Consider the following 19,638-nt stretch of genomic DNA (forward strand, 5'->3'; position numbering starts at 1 on the left):
CCCGGGCAACCTGCCCAACCCCAGGGGCTGGGATGCCTCCGCGATTCGCCCGCTGCTTGACCACATCAGCGAGCAGGTGGGCGCCCTCCTCGACCGCGTGGCTCCGGCCTGATCCGCATCATCGACGCCGCAGCTCCGCCTCGACCGACGACCGGTCGGAGCGGAGTTGCTTCGCGTCTCGACGAGCCATCCAAGGACGCAGGTCAGTGACTAACGGAGGCGCGCTGCGAAGCAAGACGAGCGCGGTCCCGAACGGCAGGGTGCGGATGACCTCGGGCGGCATCACGGGGACTCGTCGTACAGAGCGCTGCAACGAACGGGAGCCGTAGTCGCCGACGGAGACGGTATCGGTCTTCTCGTCGCGTTCCCCGATCAGGGCGGAGAGGTCTTGCAGGTCTCGGGCCGCCGAGGTGCCTCCGAGGATGACCTTGACGATGGAAGCGTCCCAGATGGCGCCGGCCGCGTGGTCGCCCCACTTGTCCCGGGCCTGGGATAGCGACTGAAGCACGGGCATCGTGGTAATTCCGGTGCCACCGCCCTCCGCCATGAGTACAGGCAGCGACGGCAGTGGAGAGAGATTGCCGATCTCATCGAGTGCCAACAGCAGGGGCGGGTCGAGGCGTGCACCGGGCGAAGCGGCGGCGAGGTGTCGAGCGGTCTCGGCTAGATCTTCGACAAATGCGGCGACCAGCGACCAGGACGCGCCGGCCCCGGCGCCGGTGGCGAGCAGGTAGAGAGTGCCATCGTTGGTGAGGAAGTCGACCGGGTCGAAGTGCTCGCCGGGCTTCGGTGAGACAGCATCGAGTACCCGAGGGTCTGCTAGACACGTGAGGGCGAGGGAGACGCCCATCCAGATGGAATCACGGGTGCGTGGATCGGCGTGGATCATCGACTCAAGCGACTCGGCCCAGCCAACCGCTGCCCTCGGGTCACTGGACAGGATGGCAACCGCGTCGGCGGCGGCCGATGGTGAGAGGGTCCAGCCGAACAGCTCGCGGGGTGACCGGTTGTCGAGCGCGGCGGCGTGGAGCAGCGCTTGCAAGGCGGTGCGGGTCTTGCCTTCCCAGAAGCCGCCCGACTCGACCCCTCCGGTCGAAAGGCCGGTGGCGGAAGCGAGGCCGGTGGCTCGGATCATCGCGGTGAGCGGGTCCTCGCAACCGCGTACGGGTGACCACCGAAGCCCGGCAGGCAGCCCTTCGGCAAGGCGCTGCGGATCGAACACTGCAACTGGTCCGCGTTCTTGTCGGGCGGTGAGGGTGGCGGCGATGTTGTCGGGTCGGGTTGCTGTGGTGATGACGGCGCCGGGGGCGTCGAGGATCGCGTTGATGACGACGTGCAGGCCCTTGCCCGAGCGCGGTGGCCCGAGCACCAGGATGGAGTCCTCGACCGACGCCCACACTCCCTGCCCACGGGACCGGCCGAGCATGTAGCCGACGTCTGACGGCTCGGGCTTGTCGAGTGACGGCCGCAGGGTTCGGCCGCGGGCGAGCAGGGACTTCTGGGAGGCGACAGCGCGTACGTCGCGTCCGGTGGCGACTCCGGCAAGGTGGCGGGGATCGTGGGAGGTCTTGTGCTTCATGGTGCCGATGCGCCGCCACAGCACCAGCGCAGCGCCGATGACCGTTGCGACCACCAGGACCAGCACGAGCCAGTAGACCCACGCGGCCAGGCCGTCGGCACCGAGCGCAGTGGCGGGGTCAGCGGGATGGTTGAGGACACGGAAGCCTGCTTCCCAGCCGCCGGTCGGCCGACCAGCTCCTGACAGCCACGCCGCCATCGACCCGGCGAGCCGGAGGATCGCGGCGATGAGGCCGACGACAGCGATGAGGATCAGCCCGAGGTTGACCAAGTCGCCGTCGACTCTCTGCCCGCGAGGGTTCACGCCGCACCACCGCCGACCATGACGGTGCCGGAGCTCTTGCCCATGAACACGACCAGCCCGGGGTGCGCTTCGAGCAGTGCCGGAGGCAGACGCAGACGTGCGGTCCCGTCGGTGCTCGCGACCTGGTGTGCCACGACGACTGCAACGGCGACCTCCTCGTTCGGGATGAATCCTTCGCCGGCCACTTCGCCGATGGACGTTGTGGCCTTGCGCACTGGCTGGAGCGTCCGCACCTTGGGGCGCTCGGGGGTCACGATGTCGGTGAACGTGGATTTGTCCACCTCACGCACCTCGACCCGGACGGCCGTACCGAGGTCGGCAGCGATGCGGTCGAGCACTCGCTTCAGGTCATCGCGGGTCAGCGACCCGTCGGCGGAGTACGGCTCCCGGTCAAGGGTGACGGCGAGGAAGCCGTCCGTGTCGACCTCGACCTCGACCAAGGGCATCACCACTGGGACCCGCACGGCTTGGCGGTCGTCGCGCCGGTAGGGCGCGGCAGCGTTGATCATGCTCATAGTCCGATCGGCTCCACCTGTCGCTGCGCGACCGTCTGAACCGGAGCGGCACCTCGCCCAGCCGCGAGAGCTTCGCGGTCGAGTCCGGGCGGGTTGCCGTCACCGACCTGGGGCGTGTCGAGCTTGTCGAGGATCGTGACTGCTGCGCCGCGTACGCGCTCGGCGGTGGACTGCACGACCTCGACGGGCGTCTTGCCGGGCACGGTCGATGCCCAGGAGGCGACGTACGGGATCGTGTAGTCGTCGGTTGCCAGACCGTGTGCGGCCCCGACCATGAGGGCGACGGATTCGGCCTCAACTTCGGCGATGCCACGGTGCATCGCGGCGTCGGCGTTGTCTGGGCCGTGGAGCATGACGTGCCCGAGTTCGTGGGCGAGCGTCTTGACCTGGGCGGCGTCGTCCATGTTCATGCGCACCGACACCTCGTGGGTCATGTAGTCGGTCAGCCCATTGGCCCCACCGATCGCCCGAGCGTTGGATACCAGCCGCAGCTCGAAGCCGTGCGCGGTGATCTGGTCCGCCAGCCCGTCCCACAAGCCGTCCGGCGCCTGGCCCTGCAATAGCGTGGGCCGAGGTGTCTCGGGGATCGGCTCGCCGTCGGTCTGGGAGATGTCCCAGACGTGCGCGGGCTTCAGTCCGATCAACTTCGATCGAACAGCCTCACCGAAACCGGGCTTCTCACCACGGGCAAGACGCCGCCACGACTCGGGGTCGGCCGGGTTCGAGGAGGCGAACCTTGCCGTGACCGGTGCGAGGATCGCGTACCCCGACTGGCCCTTCATCACCGAGCGGTTCAGGCTGAGCCACTGCTTGAAGCCAGCGACGTACGTCGGCATCGGCTCGGGCACCCGGCCCTGCTGGAACGCGGCGTAGTGCTGGACGTAGATCAGCATCGTGTTGTTGAACGAGCGCGAGCGGAACTTCGCCGCGAACTCCAACGCACGCTTCCAGTCCTCGCCGGTCACCAGCGCGCCGACGGACTCGGTGAGCTTCTTCTGTAGCGCTTCGAGCTTCTCCTCGCGAGCCGCGAGGTCTCGGGCCTTGACTCTCATCCGATGCCTCCTGTCTCAGAAGACAGGTGTGCGCCCGGGTTCAAACCGCTTGCGCGGGCACCCGTCTCGAAGAGTTCGAGTTCAGCCGGGTGGAGCTGATGTTGTACGACGAACGAGCGGTGCTTGATCCGCCACAACCCCTGACCAGTGCCGAGTGTCGGCAGCAACGATTGCTCTGTCCCGGTCAGTCCGAGGGCAGCAGCCGTCGAGCCGAGCTGATCGGACTCCTGCCGGTAGACCACGCGGGTCTCAGCGTTCGCCAGCAGAGATGAGGCGAGTGCGCGCATCGCGGAGCCCGAGTCGCCGACGATGTCGAGGTCGGAGAGCTTGTGGAAGATCAGCATGTTCGCGATCCCGTAGTGCCGCGCCAACCGCCAGTGCGCATCCATTCGACGAAGCAGAGCCGGGTGCGACATCAGCCGCCACGCCTCGTCGTACACCACCCACCGCTGGCCCCCGGCCGGATCGAGAAGAGCCGACTCCATCCATGCAGACGCGCACGTCATCAGCACCGAGATGAGCATCGCGTTCTCGGTCACCCGCGAGAGGTCGAGGGAGATCATCGGCAGGCTCGGGTCGAAGCGCACGGTGCTCGGACCGTCGAAGAGGCCGGCCAGGTCGCCAGCCACCAGGCGACGCAGCGCGTGGCCGACGAGGCGCCCGTCCTCGGCCAGCCGGCCGTCCGAGTCCAACGTCCGGTCGGGCGCCAGCAGGCGATCGACCACCATCGGGAGAACTGGCACCTCGGCGGTGCGCACGGTGTCAGCGAGCGCAACGTCGATCGCGGTGTGCTCCAGCGGGGTGAGCCGCCGGTCGAGCACGGTCTCCGCCAGCGCGCCGACGAGGTCACGCCGCCGAGAGGTGACCTGCGCTGCCCACTGGATGTCGTCGAGCCCCCCGGGCCGAGGGCCTTTGTCGAGCGGGTTGAGCCGGTTCGGCATCCCGTGGCCGAGCGCGATCGCCTTCCCTCCTACGGCTTCGGCTACCGCGGTGTGTTCACCCTTCGGGTCGCCGGGGACGTAGACGCGGCGACCGAACGGAATCGAGCGTGTGTACAGGCTCTTCGCCAGTGCCGACTTGCCCGCCCCGACGATCCCGGCGAGCACGAGGTTCGGCGCGGTGATCAGCCCACGGGCGTAGAGCACCCACGGGTCGTAGACGAACGAGCTTCCCGAGTAGAGGTCCTGGCCGACGAAGACCCCGTCACTCCCGAGGCCGCCCTCGGCGAGGAACGGGTACGCACCTGCCAGCGTGGCCGACGTGTCCTGATGGCGTGGCAGGCGAAGTCGGCCGGGAGTGCGAAGGGCCGCGGGCCCCGGATCGCCTGCTTTGGGCAACGTGACGGTTGCACGCCGCTCGGCCGCGAGCGTGTCGGCCTTCGCCTTCTCGTTCGCCTTGCGGGTCTCGCGGTCCTCGGCCAGCAGAGACTTCGCGGCGGCCTTTCGCGCGCATCGGTCACGGCGACGCTCGCGCCGCGGAGCAACGAGAACCGCGCTGTGCAGGCGGCCCTCCTCCCAGCCCTTCACAGCGACAGCCCGCGGTCAGCCGCCGACCGGTGGGAGGCCGACGGCTCCGGGAACTCACGGTGGTAAGCCAGCATCGCTTCGGCCTCATGCGCGTTGGCGATCGCCTCGCCGACCTGTCGAAGCATTTCGCCCGTACGGTGAAGATCCCAGGACACGCGATACGCCGCGGACCTGGCCCTCGGCGTGGACTCCGGTGACCATCCGGACCGCGTGGAGCGGCCGTCGTGGAATGCCGCGAGCTGGTGCAGGGACTGACTGAGCGACGCGACAGACGACGTGAGCGACCCAAGCACTGAGTAGATCTGGCGCGGGTCGTCAATGGAGCGAGTCGCGTGCGCAAGGGCACGGAGCGCGTTTTGTACTTCGTCGGCGTGAGCCGCCGGGTTCTCGAATGTGGGCAACGGAGTCTCCTTCGCGATCTGGTTGAGAGGGAGGTGTGCCGGTCACACCGATCGGCACAGGGGCAGAGCAGCGGCGGAGAACGCCTGGGCCTGTTGACCCCAGAGGCGCCGCGTCTCGCAGGAGGCTTGGATCGCTGCCTGCTCAATGTCCGCGACTGCGCGCTCAAGGTCGTCGGGGTCCTGCGCGCTGATGGCGATGAGGCCGGTCGTTCGCAGGATGCCGTGGCCGGCGGTGAGGTCTGCTTCCTGCTGGAGGACGTCGTTGTACTCGGCGGACTGCTGGGCGTCCTCGATCTGGCCGATCCGCTGACGCTGGGCGGCGTCGGAGATGTACTCGGTCTTCTTCTTGCGGATGTCGCGTGCCGCTTGGTCGGTCCGCATCGGCGTGTAGAGCAGCGTGAAGGTGCGGCGAACGCCCGACGACAACAGCACTGGGGCGAGGAAGCCCGGGTAGACGAGGGATCGCGGCCATTCGCTGATCCAGAGCACGCAGTGGTGGGCAGAGTCGGAGCGGACGCTCGACCAGTTCTCCGTGACCGCGACCGGGCCGGCGGTCGCTAAGTCGCGCCCGAGATCGCCGTGGCGCTCCAAGGCACCCGCGACGACTGGGTCGTACGCCGAGCGCAGGATTACGGCCAAGTCTCCCGGCTCCAGCCAGCCGGACGGCGCGAGGTCCGCGGCCCGCAGCGCGGCGGTCATGGTCGACATCTCCTGACGCAGTACAGCGGCGGCTCCTCGGTTGCCGCCGCCAGCGGCGCGGATCGCGCGCCCTGCGGCCCTCATGTCGAGTGAGATCGAGACCGTGCTGGCGTGACGCTCGCCAGCGGGACCAGCGCGGTTGATCAGCTCGCCGTACGTCGTCGACGTCCATGAGTCGTCCTGGTGTCCGTGCTGCGACCACCACTCGGCCAGGCCCTTGCCGGAGTCGGGCAGGGTCCGCTCCATGACCTGCAACGAGGTGATGCGTCCGGAGCGGCAGGCGGTGGCCAGCACGCGACCCCAGCTCGTGACCCGGCGTTGCTGCTCGAGTGGATCGAGCAGGATGAACGCCGGGTGGGTGACGCCGACGATGGCGGTCAGCGTCGCGGCGTGAGGGTCGTGGACCATCACCGCGCCTGACTCGGGGTCGAGCCACTGGCGGAGCCGGGCGGCATCGCCGGGCAACGACAGCGTTCCCGCCGGTCGTGGTTTGACTATGTGGCGGCGGAACAGAAGTTGCCCACCGGTTGAGCGCCACATCCACTTGATGACCAGCGGGAGCCATTCGACGATCTTGCGGCCACCGATGCCCACGAAGGCCAGCGCGGCGCACAAGAACAGGATGGGTGCGACGTACATCAGTGACGCGCCGCCACCGAAGTAGAGCGCGAAGACCAGGACGATCGCGCCGAAGCCGACCACAGCGAGCTGTGACCCGGACAGGCCGAGTAGGACGCCGCGTCTGGTGAGGCGGGAGAACTTCACCGGCGCCAGCTCGTAGTCATGTGTAGGTGCTTGGTTGCTCATCGCTCAGCCCTTCTTGCCGTTGGCCTGGGCGGGGATCGAGTCCGCGAGGTGAGGCGGCAACGGTGCGCCCGACGGAGCAGTCGGCGTCTGGTGAGCAGCGTCGGCCTGCTGGGATGCCGCGCCACCGACGGCGTTGCCGGTGCGGACCCCGGCTGTGGCGGCTTCCTCCGCCACGACCACGCCAGCAGCGATACCACCCGCCGCCGCGCCACCAGCGGCAGAGCCGCCACCTCCCGACGATGCGCCAGCCGTGCCAGTCGACGGACCCGAACCTGTTGCGGGGGCGGGCGGTGTGGGCGAGCCGCCCGAGCCGCCGCCACTCGTCCCACCGTCTAGCACCTTGCTCGGCTGGGAACTCGGGGCACGGTTCATCGGGATTGGCATCGGCCGGTTGAGCGCCGCCTTGCCCTCCTGCTCGGCCGACATCGCGTGGTACATGTCGAAGCCCATGAAGTTGATCGCCTTGTAGGTCATGTACGGCGCGAACCCGGCCATGAGCATCAGCACGACGCCAGCGATGGGCTCAGAGACAGACTGGATGTCGCCGTCGATCGGCGCGGAGACCTGCGCGGTGGCGAGCAGGAAGATCACCACCAGGACGACCTTCGAGATGATCAGCGCCATCAAGAACGACGCCCACTTGCTCACCCAGCCGCGCGTGTGGTCCCAGCTCGACCCGGCCATCGCGACGGGCGCGAACACGATTGCGATGAGCAGTAGCGCTTTGCGTACGAGCAGGCTGATCCACACGATGCCCGCCGCGCCAATGGCGAGGCCTGCGATGAAGATCGTTAGGATCGCGCCAGCGCCAGGGGCGGCGAGGTTGAGCCCGACGAGTCCGGTGGTGAGCAGGGCGATGCGATCGCCCATCTCCTGCATGTTGGTCCCGGCCGCGTTGACTATGCGGATGCAGAGCTGGTCGGTGATCTCCAGCGCGGTGGCGAGCAGGGCGAGTGCCACGAAGGAGCCGAGGATCGACTTCGCCAACCCGAGCGCCGCCCGCGACAGTGCCGCGGGTTCTCTCCGGATCATCCCGCCGATGACTTGAAGCATGAAGAAGGCGAGCATCACGAAGACAGCGACGCCGAAGAGGATGTTGTAGACCTTTGTGTACTGGCTGCTGGTGACGTCGACCATCGTGGTCGAGTCGAAGACCTTCCAGACCGCCTCGAACATCCAGGCAGCCGCGTGTCCCATGCCCTGCGCGAGCCAGTCGAAGGGCGCCGAGACCAGTGCACCGGCCGCGTCGCCCGCGACGTCGCACACGGTGGAGATGACAGGTACTCCGCAGACGTCGACCATCGTCGTGTTCCTCTCGCTCGGGCCGGGTCAGACGGACTGGCCGACGTTCCAGAAGAAGTTGATGAGCGCGACCGAGGCACCGGTGACGATCGCGGCGCCCAGGCCGATGAGGACGCCGAACTTGCCGCGTCCGGCGAGGTGCGGGTTGGACGAGTTCGCGCCGAGTGCCCACACGATCGCCGAGACGATCAGCGCGAGTACGGCGAGGATCAGGCCGACCGTCATGGACGCGCCGACGAGGTTCTTGAGCTGGTTGATTCCCGGCAGACCGTTGGAGTTGGGGCCGATGTTGATGTCCTGCGGGAGCAGCGACACGATCGTGGTGGGTAGGCCGAGGTCGATCACGATTCCTCCTGAGTGAATGGGTTGTTCACTCGCTCAGGTGTTCGCACCGGTCCTCGGCGCGCTCGATAGCGTTGCCGTCGTGGCGCTACCCGAGACCGACCTGGCGCGCATCCGGAAGTGGTGCGACTCCATCTGGCCCCAGCACTTGTGGGACCAGGCGAAGGTCGAGCCCGACATCGCGCCGACCCACGTCACCATCGTCGAGGTGCGCCCCGACTGGATGGGCGGGCCAGAGCCGACCCGGTCCCCCATCGCCCGTCTCCGCTACACGAAGACCACCGGTCAATGGGCGATCTACTGGCGCGACCGGAACCTGAAGTTCCACGAGTACAAGCAGCCGTCGAAGAACGTCCAGTCACTGTTCGACTACATCCGCGAGAGCAAGGACCCGATCTTCTTCGGGTGACTCAGTCCCCGAGGCCGATGCCGGACGGCGCCATTGAGTGCGTTGGCTCCAGCGGGAACTCGCCCTTACGGCGCAGCGGCTTCGCGCCCTCGACGATGCGGTCGGGGTCGACGGCGGTGTGGGAGAGGTCGTAGCCGCCCCACGGGGAGCGCCCCGGGACGTGTCGGGTGCCGTACGCCGACGTTCGGTGATGATCGGCCCACCGGGCACCTGCATCGACTTCGGGTAGTGCTGCGAGATCCACTGGCGCGCCGGCTTTGAGAGCTTGTCCTTGTCCATGAGGCGAAGGCGGGACGGCACGATCTGGAGGTCGCGCCAGCCAGGGAGCGCGTGGTCGTGCCACATCTCGACGGCTTCGTTCTCGTTGTCGGTGATGCCGTTCCACTCGCAGGTTTCGCAGATCGCTTGGTACATCAGCTCGCCGACGCATGCGCAGCTCTCGTGCCTGTCGGCGTGCTTCCACGGCTCGCAGCGCAGGTCACTCGTGTAGAGCACGAATCCGTGGTCGGCCACCTGCGAGCTCTCGGGCACGGTGATCGAGTGGCGCCACATGCGGCTGTTGACGTGGGTCTTGTCGTGGGCGTGGAGGAACTGCCAGTGCTCCAACGCGGCGTCCAACTCATTTGGTGAGTAGTACGCCGTGGTGAAGTGCAGTCGAGCGCCAGTCCACTCCGGCGCGGCCTCAACGCGCGCCTCGTGGAGCATCCCCTCGATGTCGAAGGCGAGCTGCTCCTCGTTCACAAGGTTGCTCCCACATCGAGCAGCCAGTTGGCCCAGGCGAGTGCGCCGCCCGTGAGGACCGCGCCGCCGAGTGCCACGAAGAGCCCGGTCTTGCCCTTGCTTGCGATCTGCCAGCTTCCGTTCGATGAGCCGACCGCCCACGCCGCCGCGCTGATGATCACCATCAGCACGGACACGATCAGGCCGAACGTCAGCAGCGCGCCGACGATCGCGCGGAGCTGACTGGAGCCGCCGACCGCACCGAAGTCCGGGCCGACGGAGGCGAGGACGAGAGGACTCATGTTGCACAGGTGTCCTCACGCGCCAAGGCGCCGCACCGTCATGGTTTCGCCAGCGAACTCGGAAAGGCTCCCGAACCGAACGTTGTCGCCGGTATGGGGTGCCTGGAGGATCTTGCCGTCGCCGACGTAGATCGCGACATGGTGCGGCGCAGACGAACCGGGGTGGACGAAGAAGATCAGGTCTCCCGGCTGTTTGTCGTCCCAGCCAACCGCGCGGCCGAACGTCGTCTGCGCACCCGAGTAGTGCGGAAGGCGCAGCTTGCCCCCTGAGGCCTTGTAGGCGGCGTACATGACCAGCCCAGAGCAGTCGAAACCCGGTCCACGGCCATCAGACCCGACTCCCGACGGGCCTGCGTAGGTGCCTCCACCCCATACGTACGGCTTGCCGAGCTGACTTCTTGCCGCGGCGATGAGCGCTCCTGGAAAGCCGGTGGGTAGGGGGCCACCGGCTGCTTGGTCCTCGACACACGACCCGCTTGTGGAGCCGGTGGCCAGCGCGTCGACGATGGCCTCGGCTACCGGTTCGTAGGCGGCATACCTGTCAGGGAACGCCGACACCTCGACGGCCTGGGCCGCAGCACCCTTCGGCAGCAGCTTCCAGTCCGGGATGTCGAGCAGGCCGCGGGGAGAGCCGTGACTTGGTCCGCTCGGTCCGCCGTAGAACGCCTCCGCTTCGTACTCGGTGTCCATCAGGTTCTGGACGCTTCCCCAGCCGGTGCTCGGTCGCATCTGGAAGAGCCCGAGCGAGTCGTGGTCGCCGGCATTGCCATCGTTCGGATAGGTCGCTGACTCCGGATAGGCGTTCGTGTTGGAGAGCAGCCGGAGACTCGACTCGGTAAGCGCTGCCATGAGTGCGATGACGATTCCGTCGCGGCCGACATCCTTGGTTCCTGAACCGACGCTGACGATCGTCGCCGCTCGCGTGAGCTGTGCCTGGTCGAGGGTGACGGTCACGCCGTCAGTCCGAGTTGCAGCGAGCTGGTTGGGTGTCTGCTCGACAACCGGGCTCGACGGCAGGCACGACGCTTGGGCCGCGGGGTTCATCAATGCGCCAAGCGCGAGCACCAAGCTCGCGGGCCCCAGCATGACTGCGACGAGACCGGCGACAACCAGCTTGCGCATCGCTCAGTCCAAGGGCTTGTCGATGAGCGAGAGGCGGAGCAGGTGACACTCGGGGTACGACGGCCCGCACACGATGAAGACCGTGAACGCGACCGCATGCGCCGAAGCGACGGGCTCTCGCTCCCAGACGCCCGAGCGGTGGCGCGTACCGCTGATCGTCAGTGCGGTCGTGCCCGGCAGGAGCTTGCCACCTGCCTGCGCTTCGGCGTCGGCCCACTTGCTTGGCGTCGACACTGAGTCGATAGTCAGCCACTGGCGAGTCTCGTACGCCGCCAGCTCGACCCACGCATCTTGTGTCGGCAGGTAGTTGTCGAGGTCGGAGATAAGGCCAGGTGTCGACTCGCCGGTCGGGTCGGCCACCGTCACGAGCTGTTCGATGTGATCGGTGCGCGTCACGAGGGTGGCCGTGTCCCACCCAAAGATCGCCTCGGCGACCTGCCGGACGAACGTCTCGGGATCTGACGTCGGTCGCAGTGCCGAGAGCTCGGTAACCACCGGCTCGGTCCCGATCGGCGTCAGTTCGACGATGCGTGGTTTGGTGTCGGTCGGCCCGGTGTTTGACGAGTGCGAGCGGTGGACCAGGACCGCGTGCGTCACGAACGCGATCAGCAACAGAGCGGTTGCCATGCCGGCGACGATGAGACGGCGTCGGCGGAGGTCATAAGAACTGGTCGGGTAGAGCATCGGCTGGCCTTCGGGGAGTCGGGGTGGTCACGACCCAGGTGTGCCGGCTGACTCCTTGGCGAGGCTCACCGCTTCGGCGAACGCCCTGGTCTCGTCGATCACGCGGAGGAACAGCGCCCAGTCGTCCGGCGTGATCTCGCGGGCGATCTGCTCGGCGTCGTACTTCTTCGACCAGCCGTCCATCTCGGCCCACTTGAGCGCGAACGATCGGGTCGACCGCTTCAACGTGGCGGCTTCGGCTTCGCGCCTCTCGCGGTTCTGCTTGATGCGGCGACGGCGCTCGGCCTTGGCCTCCTCCAGTGCCTCGTCGAGTCCCTCGTCGACGTTGGTGTCGTCGTCAGGCTTCATCTGCTCGGCGAGACGCTGCGCGGCCTTCACCTTGTGGTAGCTCGGATCAACGGCGCCGCCGTTACGGATCGCTTCGAGTTCGGCCTCGGCGACCTGCCGCAGGTCTTTGGGGAGTTCCCGGTTGGCGGCGATGCGCTCGATCTCCAGGATCTGCTCCAGGCGGGTTTGAGCCGCCTTACCCGTGACCAGTTCGGCTGCTTGCCGATCGACTCGCCCGGGCTTCCCCTGCGGTGCGCTCGAATCGAGCGCACCGTCCTGACCTGGGGAATTGTCGTTTGCCCCAAAGAGAGAGGCCTTCTTGCGCCGGTCAGCGTCCTCTTGGAGAAGCACCTTCATCTCCTTGTAGAGCTCGGTGGCTTCCATCATCGACAGCGGCTTGTGGGTGACGTTCTCGTCACGTTCGGCGAGGAGGCGGGTCAACCCGTCGCTGATCCCTGACCGCACCCACACGCGCAAGGTGCTCCAGCCGAGTCGCTTGGCGGCTTCGAGGCGGCGGTAGCCACAGATCAGGTAGCCGTCCGGCGTGATCGTCACGGGCTGGAGCAGACCGACCCGCTTCATGGAGTCCATGAGCGGTGTCAGATCGCCGGCGTCGCGGCGGTGGCGCTCGCCGACGACGATGGTGTTGACCGCGCGGTCGAGTTCGACGTGGCCCCGATCAGACACGGCTCTCACCCGGCTCGGGGGCGAAGTCCGGCGACGCTTCTTCGACTTCGTCGGCGAGGAGGTGGTCGTCGAAGAGCTCGACGAGGTTCTCGCCGGTGGCCAGTCGTTGAAGCAGGCCGCGACTCCTCGCCGTCCCCTCGAAGTCGGGATGCGGGTCGCCCAGTACGGCGCGGAGCACGGAGAGCCAGGCGTCCTGCCTGATGTCGAGGAAGCCAGGACCGTCGCCCTCGCGGCGCAGCGATTGAAACGCGACTCGTGGATCGCCGCAGCGGCTGAGCCGGGCAGCGATGTACTCCATCCCGAGTCGCGCAGTCCTGGGCGCCCAGCCGAGGTCGACGAAGAACTTCACGGCATTGTCGAGCGCGAAGAACGCGTTGGTGGGCTCGCCGTCCGGATTCCTTGGCCTCGTTGCGTACGGATCAGCCATCATGGCGTGGAAGTGGAACGCCGGGTGGTAGTCGGCGATCTCGGAGTCTCGGTCGGCGAACCTCTCGGCATCGTGATAGTCGAGGCCAGCCGTCTTGCGGGCCTGCCCGGTCGAGCAGAGCAACCCCTCGGCCCGCGACTCGTAGATCAGCGTCAGTTCGACGGCGTGGGTGACGACGGCCCACGGGTCCTCGGCGACACGGGTGGAGCGCATCCGCATGACCTCGAAGGCGGCGGCGGCAGCGTCGGTTGGTTCCATGCCGTACTTGTGGGCCAGCCCGGCGTACTTGTCCATCGTGTAGGTCATCAGCTCGGCGGCTTCGGGGCTGGTATGCCACGCCCGCGGTCCGGCGTACGCGAGGTCGAGCAGGAGGAGCCGCAGCCCCTCGGCCGTGGCGAAGGCGGGTTGGTTCATAGCCCGAGTCCTTCCTGGCTCGTGATGCTCGGGCTTGCGGAGTCTGGTCGAGCGATCGAGGTGCGGGAGATGCGGCGCGACGCCTTGGAGACGGCAGTGCCAGGGGTGCGACGTGCGCGGCGGGTCAGCTCAGCCTGGAGGTCGATGCCGCGACGAACGAACTTGGAGCCGAGCAGGGTCGGTATCTCGCTGGGACGAACCCACGCCACGCCGGGCTGGGAGCGTTCGGTCTCCTGCGTGGCCTCGGCGGTCGGCACGGAGGGGTCGCGATGCACGGCGAGCGCGTCGACGGCCTTCTCGGCGTCGGGGGCCGGAGCCGGTTCGGGGAGGGTGCGGTCGCGGCGGCGTTCGTAGGGGTCTGGCGTGTTCACAGTCCCACCGCCTCAACCGCGTTCGTAGGGCGCGGCTCACTCGCCGGTCCCAGTCGTGTGGCGATCCGGTACGCCGACCGGATGGTCGCCATCGCCTCGCGCTCGGGCAGGCCTGCGGCGTACGCCGCCTCGCCGAGCAGGGAGGTCGTGGTGCTCAGGTCGTGGCCTTCCTCGGCCATCCGGCAAACCGCCCAGAACAGGCCGCCGTTGCGGCCACCCTCGGGTCGGGATGCCATCCACGCGGCGAGCTTGTCGGGACGAGCACCCACGGCGGGCAGGTCGGTTGGCGGGCGCATGGGCCGGGGCGGGTCGAGGAATCCGCGCAGCCCGGCCGCGTCGACCGGGCGGGGTTGGTGGTGTTCGGCGACCGCGATCGGTTGGTAGTTGCGGGTGACGCCGTCCTCGCCGGTGACTTGGGAGGGCGGGATGATGATGTAGCCGCCGTCGCCTCGGAAGTCGATGTGCTTGCCGGGCACCTGCCAGGAGTGCTGCTCGCGCTCGCCGGTGTGGAGGAAATAGGCGTGCAGGCCGCCGGAGGGTGTCCGGACGAGCCATGCCCAGCCCTCGACGAACCCAGCTCGCCGGGCGTGCTCGAAGGCGGTATACCCGGAGCCGGCCGTGTGGACATCGACGTCGACCACGTCGACGCCGCCGGCCGCTCCGGTCGGGACACCGATGTTCGCGTCAGGCTGGCGACGCCACCAGAAGTTGATGATCTCCGGGTCGGCGCTGGCGTCTTGGAATCCGTGGACGGTTAGCGGGCGCTTTCCGCCGGGGACGCACGGAAAGACCGGGATGCCACTGGCTCCCAGGTGCTCTGCGGCCGTTGCGAGATCCGGTGCGTTGACCAGGTCGTTGAGGAGCCGCCGACTCCACCGGACTGTCGCGGCTCCCTGTTGGTGCACGTTGTTCATGCACTCGACTGTTCTCACGCAAAGCACCAAAACTCGCCCGTCCCGGAGGCAGATTCATGGGACGGGCGGAGGGCGGGCGAAGCGATTCAGCCGACGTTTGTGCAGGTCACGGGGCACATTCGCATCGCCCGTCCGAAAGTCGAAGTAGTCCTCGGCGGCGGGGTTGCGCAGAGTCAGGTCAGGCGGACGGACGACGCCTGGAGTGGCCCCAGCCCTCCTTGCAAACCACATCGCTCGTCCTCTCGGGGAGGTCGATCGGCGGCAGATAGTCGTCCGTCCGGTTGAAGACGTCGTGGTTGAGCATGCGCTCGGCCAGTTCGAGGTGGCCTTGGGCGACTGCGACCTTCACCAAGTCGAGGCGGCAGATGTCGTCGTAAGGAGCTGCCGTGCACGCAGTCTCGGCGGCTTCCCTGGCCGTCTGGAGGTCGTCCCTCGCCAGCGCGTCGACCACGACGATGTGCGCTGTGTCGACGATCGCGTGGCCGATCGTCTCGTGGACTCGCTCTGTATCGAGCAACCACGTCCAGCCCTTGTCGCGGAGGTTGCTGAACGGAACGCCCGCGACGAGGCGGAGCGCCGTGCCCAGGTCCGCGATGCCGTCAGCGCCCCGTGCCTGCCCGCGGGTGCGCAGTCGTCGGAATAGGTCGACGTCGCAGAGCACGTCCTCGACCTGATAGGTCCGAACCCCGGTCTCCTTGAACGCCGGTGACTTGTACGCCTGTGGCAGGTGCTCCTGTCCCGAGCGCGGGTTCATGCCCAGCCAGTTGCGGAGCGTCCCAAGGTCGGTTCGCGCGCGCGAGGGCGCCACTGCGAAGGCATCCGCCATGGCGGCTCCAGCTGTGCCCTTCGGATGGAGGACGAGGTAGGCGAGCATTTCGACGAAGTACGGCTTTCGTTTCGTGATGGCGGTGCCGATGGGTCCGAAGGCTTTGGCGTTGACGGCTCCGAAGAGCGTCAGACGAGGCCGCTTGTTGTCGTCGTCGAACCAGTCGGCGACGTCTTCGTCGAGCGTCGGGTCGGCTTCCTCGACGGTGCGGCGTACCTGCTCGGGCACGACCGGCGCGAGGGTTTCCACGTCTTCGACGGTGGTTGCCGCCGCCTCGACGTAAGCCTCGGCCGGCTCGGGCAACATCGAGCCGTCTCCGGCGGGACCTTCCTCGCGGACGTCGGTCAACTCCTCGCGCAGTGCTCCGGCCTGGTCGGCGAACGCCTGCCATCCGTCCGCGGCCTGCGCGAACGGAGGAACCTTCACCGGCTGGCTCTCGCGGGTCAGGTCGACAATGGCGGCGCAGGCGGTTGCTTCCTCGCTGGTGAGCCCGGCCGCCTGAACGTCGAGCCCCAGGACGGGCGCACGGAGCCGTCCAGTGTGGTCGACCTCGAACACGGTCGATTCGGGCACGGGCGCAGCCAGTGAGACCAGTGCAGTCCCGAGCCGGGAGGAAGGCGAGGCGAGGAGGGGCGCGAGTTCGACCGTCCCGTCGCCGGTCGTGATGACCACGCGGTACGGGTCGGGGTCGCCCCAACCGTTCTCCAGCGACACCGAGACGTCCCGTGCTGTGGTGGCAACTATCCGCTCGCCGCCGGCGTAGTGGCGCAGTCGGAGCGCGTCGAGCGGGGTGAGTTCCTCGCCGAGCCCGATGACGTTGACCTCGACGATGGTCGCCCACGGGTTCAGTGCCAACTCGGCCGCGATGTGCCGGGCCAGCGCCTTGCCGCGCTCGGGATCGCCCGCGAGAGCTACGACGCCGAGGTGCTCCAGGTTGACGAGGTGGAGACCGTCGCCGTCCTGCCCGACGGTGACGAGCAGTGGGTACGGCGGGAGCACATCGCCGCGCTCGGGCAGCGTGCCGCCGAGTCGGAGGGACCACTCGGTCCCTGTGCCCGTCCACGGTTCCGGCGGAACAGCGTCTTCGGCGAGGCGAAGCGTCACGGTGCCTTTGGCCAGAGTCGCAGTGACGACGCGCGGAAGCGCTCGTCCCGAGTCGGAGCACTCACCGGCGAGGTGCATCAGCGCCCGGTCCAGATCCTCGATGGTGGTCGTCAGCGGTGCGCCGGAGACGAACGCCGTCTTCTCGACTGCGCGCAGCTCTTCGGGAGGAGGGGCAATGGTCTGTCCGGGACGGCGGTAGCGGAGTTGGGTGTTGCGATGGGCACGTACGGCCAGCAGGACCAGTGCGGCGAGGACCGCCCCGGCGCCGGTCAGGCCCGGCACCAACCAGCCCGGTGCCGACGAGTCGACCTCGTCGTCAGCTTGGCCCGCATTGGCGGCCACCGGCACGGGATCAGGCTGGGCGGTGACCGTCCGCTTGGGAGTCAGCTCAACGGGTGGTGTCTCGACAGGCGGTTCCACATCGACAGGTGGCACGACCTCGACCGGAGGTTCCTCGGGCACCTCGGCCTTGTGCGTGGCCTGCCCCGGAATGGTGATCTCCCAGCCCGGCAGGATGAGGTCCGGGTCGATCAGAGTCGCGCCGTCCGGCTGCACGGTGTCGCGGGATGCCTCGAAGAGCTCCGGGTAGCGCATCGGGTCACCGAGCTTCGCCTCGGCGATCTCCGACAGGCTGTCCCCGGGCTGCACGACGTACTCCTCGGACGGGCGATCCGCCTCGGGCTCGGGCGCCAGGTACGGAACCTTGAGCACCGTGCCGGAGACGATGAAGTCGGGTCGCCCATTGAGCACGTCCCTGTTGAGCGCGACGATCTCGGGGAACCGTGCACCGTCCCCGAGCAGGCGGTCGGCGATCCTCCACAGGCTGTCGCCGCGCTTAACCGTGTACTCGATAGTCGACTTCTCCGAGGTCGTGGCGTCGGCCGTGACGAGGACGGGCGCACCCGCGGGGAGGAGGGGCGCAGTCTCGACGGCCGCGAGACGAGGCGTTTCGAGGACGGGCGCAGCGGTCGCGGCGTGGGCGGGCGGAGTCGGGAACGCCGCGATCACGGTCGGGGCAGCGACGAACAACAACGCAGCGACCGTCACGAGTTGACCGACTGCCCGCTGTGGAGCACTGAGGCCGGGGAGGTTGGGAGTAGGCAGACCTCGCACCTGTGAGATGACTTCCAGCACTACCGAGATGGCGACGAACGCCCAGGCGAGCCAGGCGACGGTGGCGATGACGGCCATCGCGAGGGTTCCGTCGTCGGGGCTGGACAGGAGGGTTCGCAGTTCGTCGAGGTCGGCCTTCCATGGGGCGGCGCCGATGGCGATGAGCAGGAACGGAACCCCCGCGATGAGCAGCAGGATGAGCAGCGTCGCCGCGAGACCTTGGAGTCGCTGTCGAAGCGTGGGTTGGGTCATTGTTCGCTCCCTCCGAGGCTGCGGATCAGGCGTGCTGAGGCATGGCTGGTGACAGTGAGGTCGCCGATGCCGATGAAGCTCAAGAACTTGGGGGTGTAGGTGCCGGTCACGTCGACCGTGATGGTGTCGCCGCCGGTGATCGTCACCGTGCCGGTCACGCCGGAGGCGGTCAGGTAGTCCTCGGCCGCGTTCCGCGCGGCGACCGCGTCCACGGCGACGTACTGGCCCTTGATCGCGGGCGCGGCCTGCACCTGCTCGCCGCCCGTCCTGGCTGCCTCGGCGGCAATGTCGTGAGCGCGCTGCTTCGCGTGGACTTGCCCACCGAGGTCGACCGCGAGCCCGACCAGGATGATCATCACGAAGCTCGACACCGCCAGCCAGACGCTGATGGAGCCGCGGTCGTCACGAGTACGGTGCTTCATCCGCGCTCCCTAAAGGTGTCTAGCGGCGAGTTGCTGGTGGCCTTGATAACGCGGCTGCCAGGGACCCCTGGGACGGAGAGATCGCCCAGGTCGAGGCGGCACTCCACAGTCGCGGAGACCGAGCCGGCCTGGCCGACGGTCTTGCTGAAGTCGGAGACGTCGACCGACACAGTCACGCTCAGGCAGTGGACGTCTTGGTTGGCCAGACTCGCCTGCGCGGCGGACTCGGCGTCCTGCTTCGCTTGCGCCGCGGTCCGGGCGATTGAGGCGGTGCGTGCGGCGTCGGCGGCAGCGGATTCGATGGCGGAGTGGGTGGTGGCGGTGCGGCCGCCGAAGATGATGAGCCCGACGAACAGCACGAAGGCGGGCACGCCGACGACGGCCTCGACCGCAGCCGAGCCTCGCTCGTCCCTCGTGTGCAGCCAAGTCATCACGGAGCGGTCAGCCTCTCGACGGGCAGCGTGGCTGACTGGACGATCACCGGATTCCAGCCCGGAATCACGCTCAGGCTGTGTCCTCGAACCGTCACGGTGACCGTGGTCGCGGTGCGGTCGGCAGTCGCGCTCGCGCCGGTCAGGACGTCGTCGCCACCGGCGTCGACGACGAACGAGGAGGCAGCGGAGACCCCGTCGGACGCCTTGCCGTTCTCGCCGCCGGCGGTCTTTGCGCCCTCCTGCGCGGCAGCGATCGCCACGGTCCGGGCGTGGTAGACCAGCGCGGCCTGCATCCCCAGGAACATGACCGCGAACAGGGCCGGCAGCAAGATGACCAGCTCGATCGACACCGAGCCGCGTTCGTCCCGCTGCTTGCTACTTGATGTTGCCAGCTTGGCTTTCAACGTATGCCTTGATCGCCGCGACCACGATGCCGACGATGGCGATGACCGCCACAGCCCAGAGCACATGCTCGGTCGTGACGGAGCCTCGTTCGTCGCGGGCATTCAGGCGCGCATCGGCCCAGTCACCGGCATTGAGATGGAGTGTGAGTAGGAGTGCGAGCAATCGGTTCATCCGGTGTT

Annotated in this window: 21 protein-coding genes and 1 pseudogene; 1 reads left to right on the top strand and 21 read right to left on the bottom strand. The window is 68.0% G+C overall.

Going from position 1 to position 19,638, the window contains the following annotated elements:
- Window positions 1–118: 118 nt before the first annotated feature.
- The 8 genes from IEX47_RS01970 to IEX47_RS02005 all read right to left on the bottom strand — a co-directional run bounded on the left by IEX47_RS01970 (window position 119) and on the right by IEX47_RS02005 (window position 8,529).
- Complete coding sequence (locus tag IEX47_RS01970) at window positions 119–1,849, bottom strand: type IV secretory system conjugative DNA transfer family protein (RefSeq protein ID WP_229662547.1); 1,731 nt, start codon at window positions 1,847–1,849, stop codon at window positions 119–121.
- 29 nt (window positions 1,850–1,878) lie between these two features.
- The gene (locus IEX47_RS01975; protein ID WP_229662548.1) at window positions 1,879–2,391 is read right to left on the bottom strand and encodes a hypothetical protein; all 513 of its coding nucleotides are present in this window, start codon (window positions 2,389–2,391) and stop codon (window positions 1,879–1,881) included.
- A 2-nt stretch (window positions 2,392–2,393) separates the two neighbouring features.
- The gene (locus tag IEX47_RS01980; protein WP_188782298.1) at window positions 2,394–3,449 is read right to left on the bottom strand and encodes an ArdC-like ssDNA-binding domain-containing protein; all 1,056 of its coding nucleotides are present in this window, start codon (window positions 3,447–3,449) and stop codon (window positions 2,394–2,396) included.
- Entirely contained in the window at window positions 3,446–4,975 is a 1,530-nt protein-coding gene (locus tag IEX47_RS01985) for a putative type IV secretion/conjugal transfer ATPase (RefSeq protein ID WP_188782299.1), read from the bottom strand. The genes IEX47_RS01980 and IEX47_RS01985 overlap by 4 nt, the downstream gene beginning before the upstream one ends.
- Window positions 4,972–5,100, bottom strand: a complete 129-nt coding sequence (locus tag IEX47_RS18050) for a hypothetical protein (RefSeq protein ID WP_268238925.1) — start codon at window positions 5,098–5,100, stop codon at window positions 4,972–4,974. Before IEX47_RS18050 ends, IEX47_RS01985 begins: the two co-directional genes overlap by 4 nt.
- Before the next feature lie 318 nt (window positions 5,101–5,418).
- Window positions 5,419–6,882: a PrgI family protein gene (locus IEX47_RS01995; RefSeq protein ID WP_188782301.1), complete on the bottom strand. Its 1,464-nt coding sequence runs from the start codon at window positions 6,880–6,882 to the stop codon at window positions 5,419–5,421.
- Window positions 6,883–6,885: 3 nt separating this feature from the next.
- Window positions 6,886–8,184 carry a TrbL/VirB6 family protein gene (locus IEX47_RS02000; protein WP_188782302.1) on the bottom strand — a complete coding sequence of 433 codons (1,299 nt, stop codon included), beginning with the start codon at window positions 8,182–8,184 and terminating at the stop codon, window positions 6,886–6,888.
- A 27-nt stretch (window positions 8,185–8,211) separates the two neighbouring features.
- Window positions 8,212–8,529, bottom strand: coding sequence for a DUF6112 family protein (locus IEX47_RS02005; RefSeq protein ID WP_229662549.1), 318 nt, complete (start codon window positions 8,527–8,529; stop codon window positions 8,212–8,214).
- Window positions 8,530–8,608: 79 nt separating this feature from the next.
- Here IEX47_RS02005 and IEX47_RS02010 point away from each other — a divergent pair, with 79 nt between their 5' ends.
- Window positions 8,609–8,935, top strand: coding sequence for a DUF3024 domain-containing protein (locus IEX47_RS02010; protein ID WP_188782303.1), 327 nt, complete (start codon window positions 8,609–8,611; stop codon window positions 8,933–8,935).
- A gap of 1 nt (window position 8,936) precedes the next feature.
- On the opposite strand, the pseudogene IEX47_RS02015 reads toward IEX47_RS02010, so the two are convergent.
- The 13 genes and pseudogenes from IEX47_RS02015 to IEX47_RS02075 form a co-directional block, all read right to left on the bottom strand.
- Window positions 8,937–9,640, bottom strand: a pseudogene (locus tag IEX47_RS02015) (DUF6349 family protein).
- A gap of 32 nt (window positions 9,641–9,672) precedes the next feature.
- A complete protein-coding gene (locus IEX47_RS02020; protein WP_188782305.1) occupies window positions 9,673–9,957 on the bottom strand; it encodes a DUF6112 family protein in 285 nt (94 codons plus the stop codon).
- Between the two features lie 15 nt (window positions 9,958–9,972).
- A complete protein-coding gene (locus IEX47_RS02025) occupies window positions 9,973–11,079 on the bottom strand; it encodes a C40 family peptidase (RefSeq protein WP_188782306.1) in 1,107 nt (368 codons plus the stop codon).
- A gap of 3 nt (window positions 11,080–11,082) precedes the next feature.
- Entirely contained in the window at window positions 11,083–11,763 is a 681-nt protein-coding gene (locus IEX47_RS02030) for a hypothetical protein (RefSeq protein WP_188782307.1), read from the bottom strand.
- 27 nt (window positions 11,764–11,790) lie between these two features.
- Window positions 11,791–12,777 (bottom strand): ParB N-terminal domain-containing protein, encoded by a 987-nt coding sequence (locus IEX47_RS02035; protein WP_188782308.1) that lies wholly within the window; start codon window positions 12,775–12,777, stop codon window positions 11,791–11,793.
- Window positions 12,770–13,618 (bottom strand): hypothetical protein, encoded by an 849-nt coding sequence (locus tag IEX47_RS02040; protein WP_188782309.1) that lies wholly within the window; start codon window positions 13,616–13,618, stop codon window positions 12,770–12,772. The genes IEX47_RS02035 and IEX47_RS02040 overlap by 8 nt, the downstream gene beginning before the upstream one ends.
- Window positions 13,615–13,989, bottom strand: a complete 375-nt coding sequence (locus tag IEX47_RS02045) for a hypothetical protein (RefSeq protein ID WP_188782310.1) — start codon at window positions 13,987–13,989, stop codon at window positions 13,615–13,617. Before IEX47_RS02045 ends, IEX47_RS02040 begins: the two co-directional genes overlap by 4 nt.
- Complete coding sequence (locus IEX47_RS02050; RefSeq protein WP_188782311.1) at window positions 13,986–14,903, bottom strand: bifunctional DNA primase/polymerase; 918 nt, start codon at window positions 14,901–14,903, stop codon at window positions 13,986–13,988. Before IEX47_RS02050 ends, IEX47_RS02045 begins: the two co-directional genes overlap by 4 nt.
- A gap of 178 nt (window positions 14,904–15,081) precedes the next feature.
- Entirely contained in the window at window positions 15,082–18,198 is a 3,117-nt protein-coding gene (locus IEX47_RS02055) for a LysM peptidoglycan-binding domain-containing protein (RefSeq protein WP_188782312.1), read from the bottom strand.
- Window positions 18,195–18,620: a TadE/TadG family type IV pilus assembly protein gene (locus IEX47_RS02060; RefSeq protein WP_188782313.1), complete on the bottom strand. Its 426-nt coding sequence runs from the start codon at window positions 18,618–18,620 to the stop codon at window positions 18,195–18,197. Before IEX47_RS02060 ends, IEX47_RS02055 begins: the two co-directional genes overlap by 4 nt.
- On the bottom strand, window positions 18,617–19,051 hold the full coding sequence (locus IEX47_RS02065; RefSeq protein WP_188782314.1) for a TadE/TadG family type IV pilus assembly protein: 435 nt from the start codon (window positions 19,049–19,051) through the stop codon (window positions 18,617–18,619). The genes IEX47_RS02060 and IEX47_RS02065 overlap by 4 nt, the downstream gene beginning before the upstream one ends.
- The gene (locus IEX47_RS02070; RefSeq protein WP_229662550.1) at window positions 19,051–19,458 is read right to left on the bottom strand and encodes a TadE family protein; all 408 of its coding nucleotides are present in this window, start codon (window positions 19,456–19,458) and stop codon (window positions 19,051–19,053) included. Before IEX47_RS02070 ends, IEX47_RS02065 begins: the two co-directional genes overlap by 1 nt.
- Window positions 19,430–19,630 (bottom strand): hypothetical protein, encoded by a 201-nt coding sequence (locus IEX47_RS02075; RefSeq protein WP_188782898.1) that lies wholly within the window; start codon window positions 19,628–19,630, stop codon window positions 19,430–19,432. The genes IEX47_RS02070 and IEX47_RS02075 overlap by 29 nt, the downstream gene beginning before the upstream one ends.
- Window positions 19,631–19,638: the final 8 nt, after the last annotated feature.

This window comes from Nocardioides phosphati, from assembly GCF_014646375.1.
In the GTDB taxonomy this organism is placed as follows: Bacteria; Actinomycetota; Actinomycetes; order Propionibacteriales; family Nocardioidaceae; genus Nocardioides; species Nocardioides phosphati.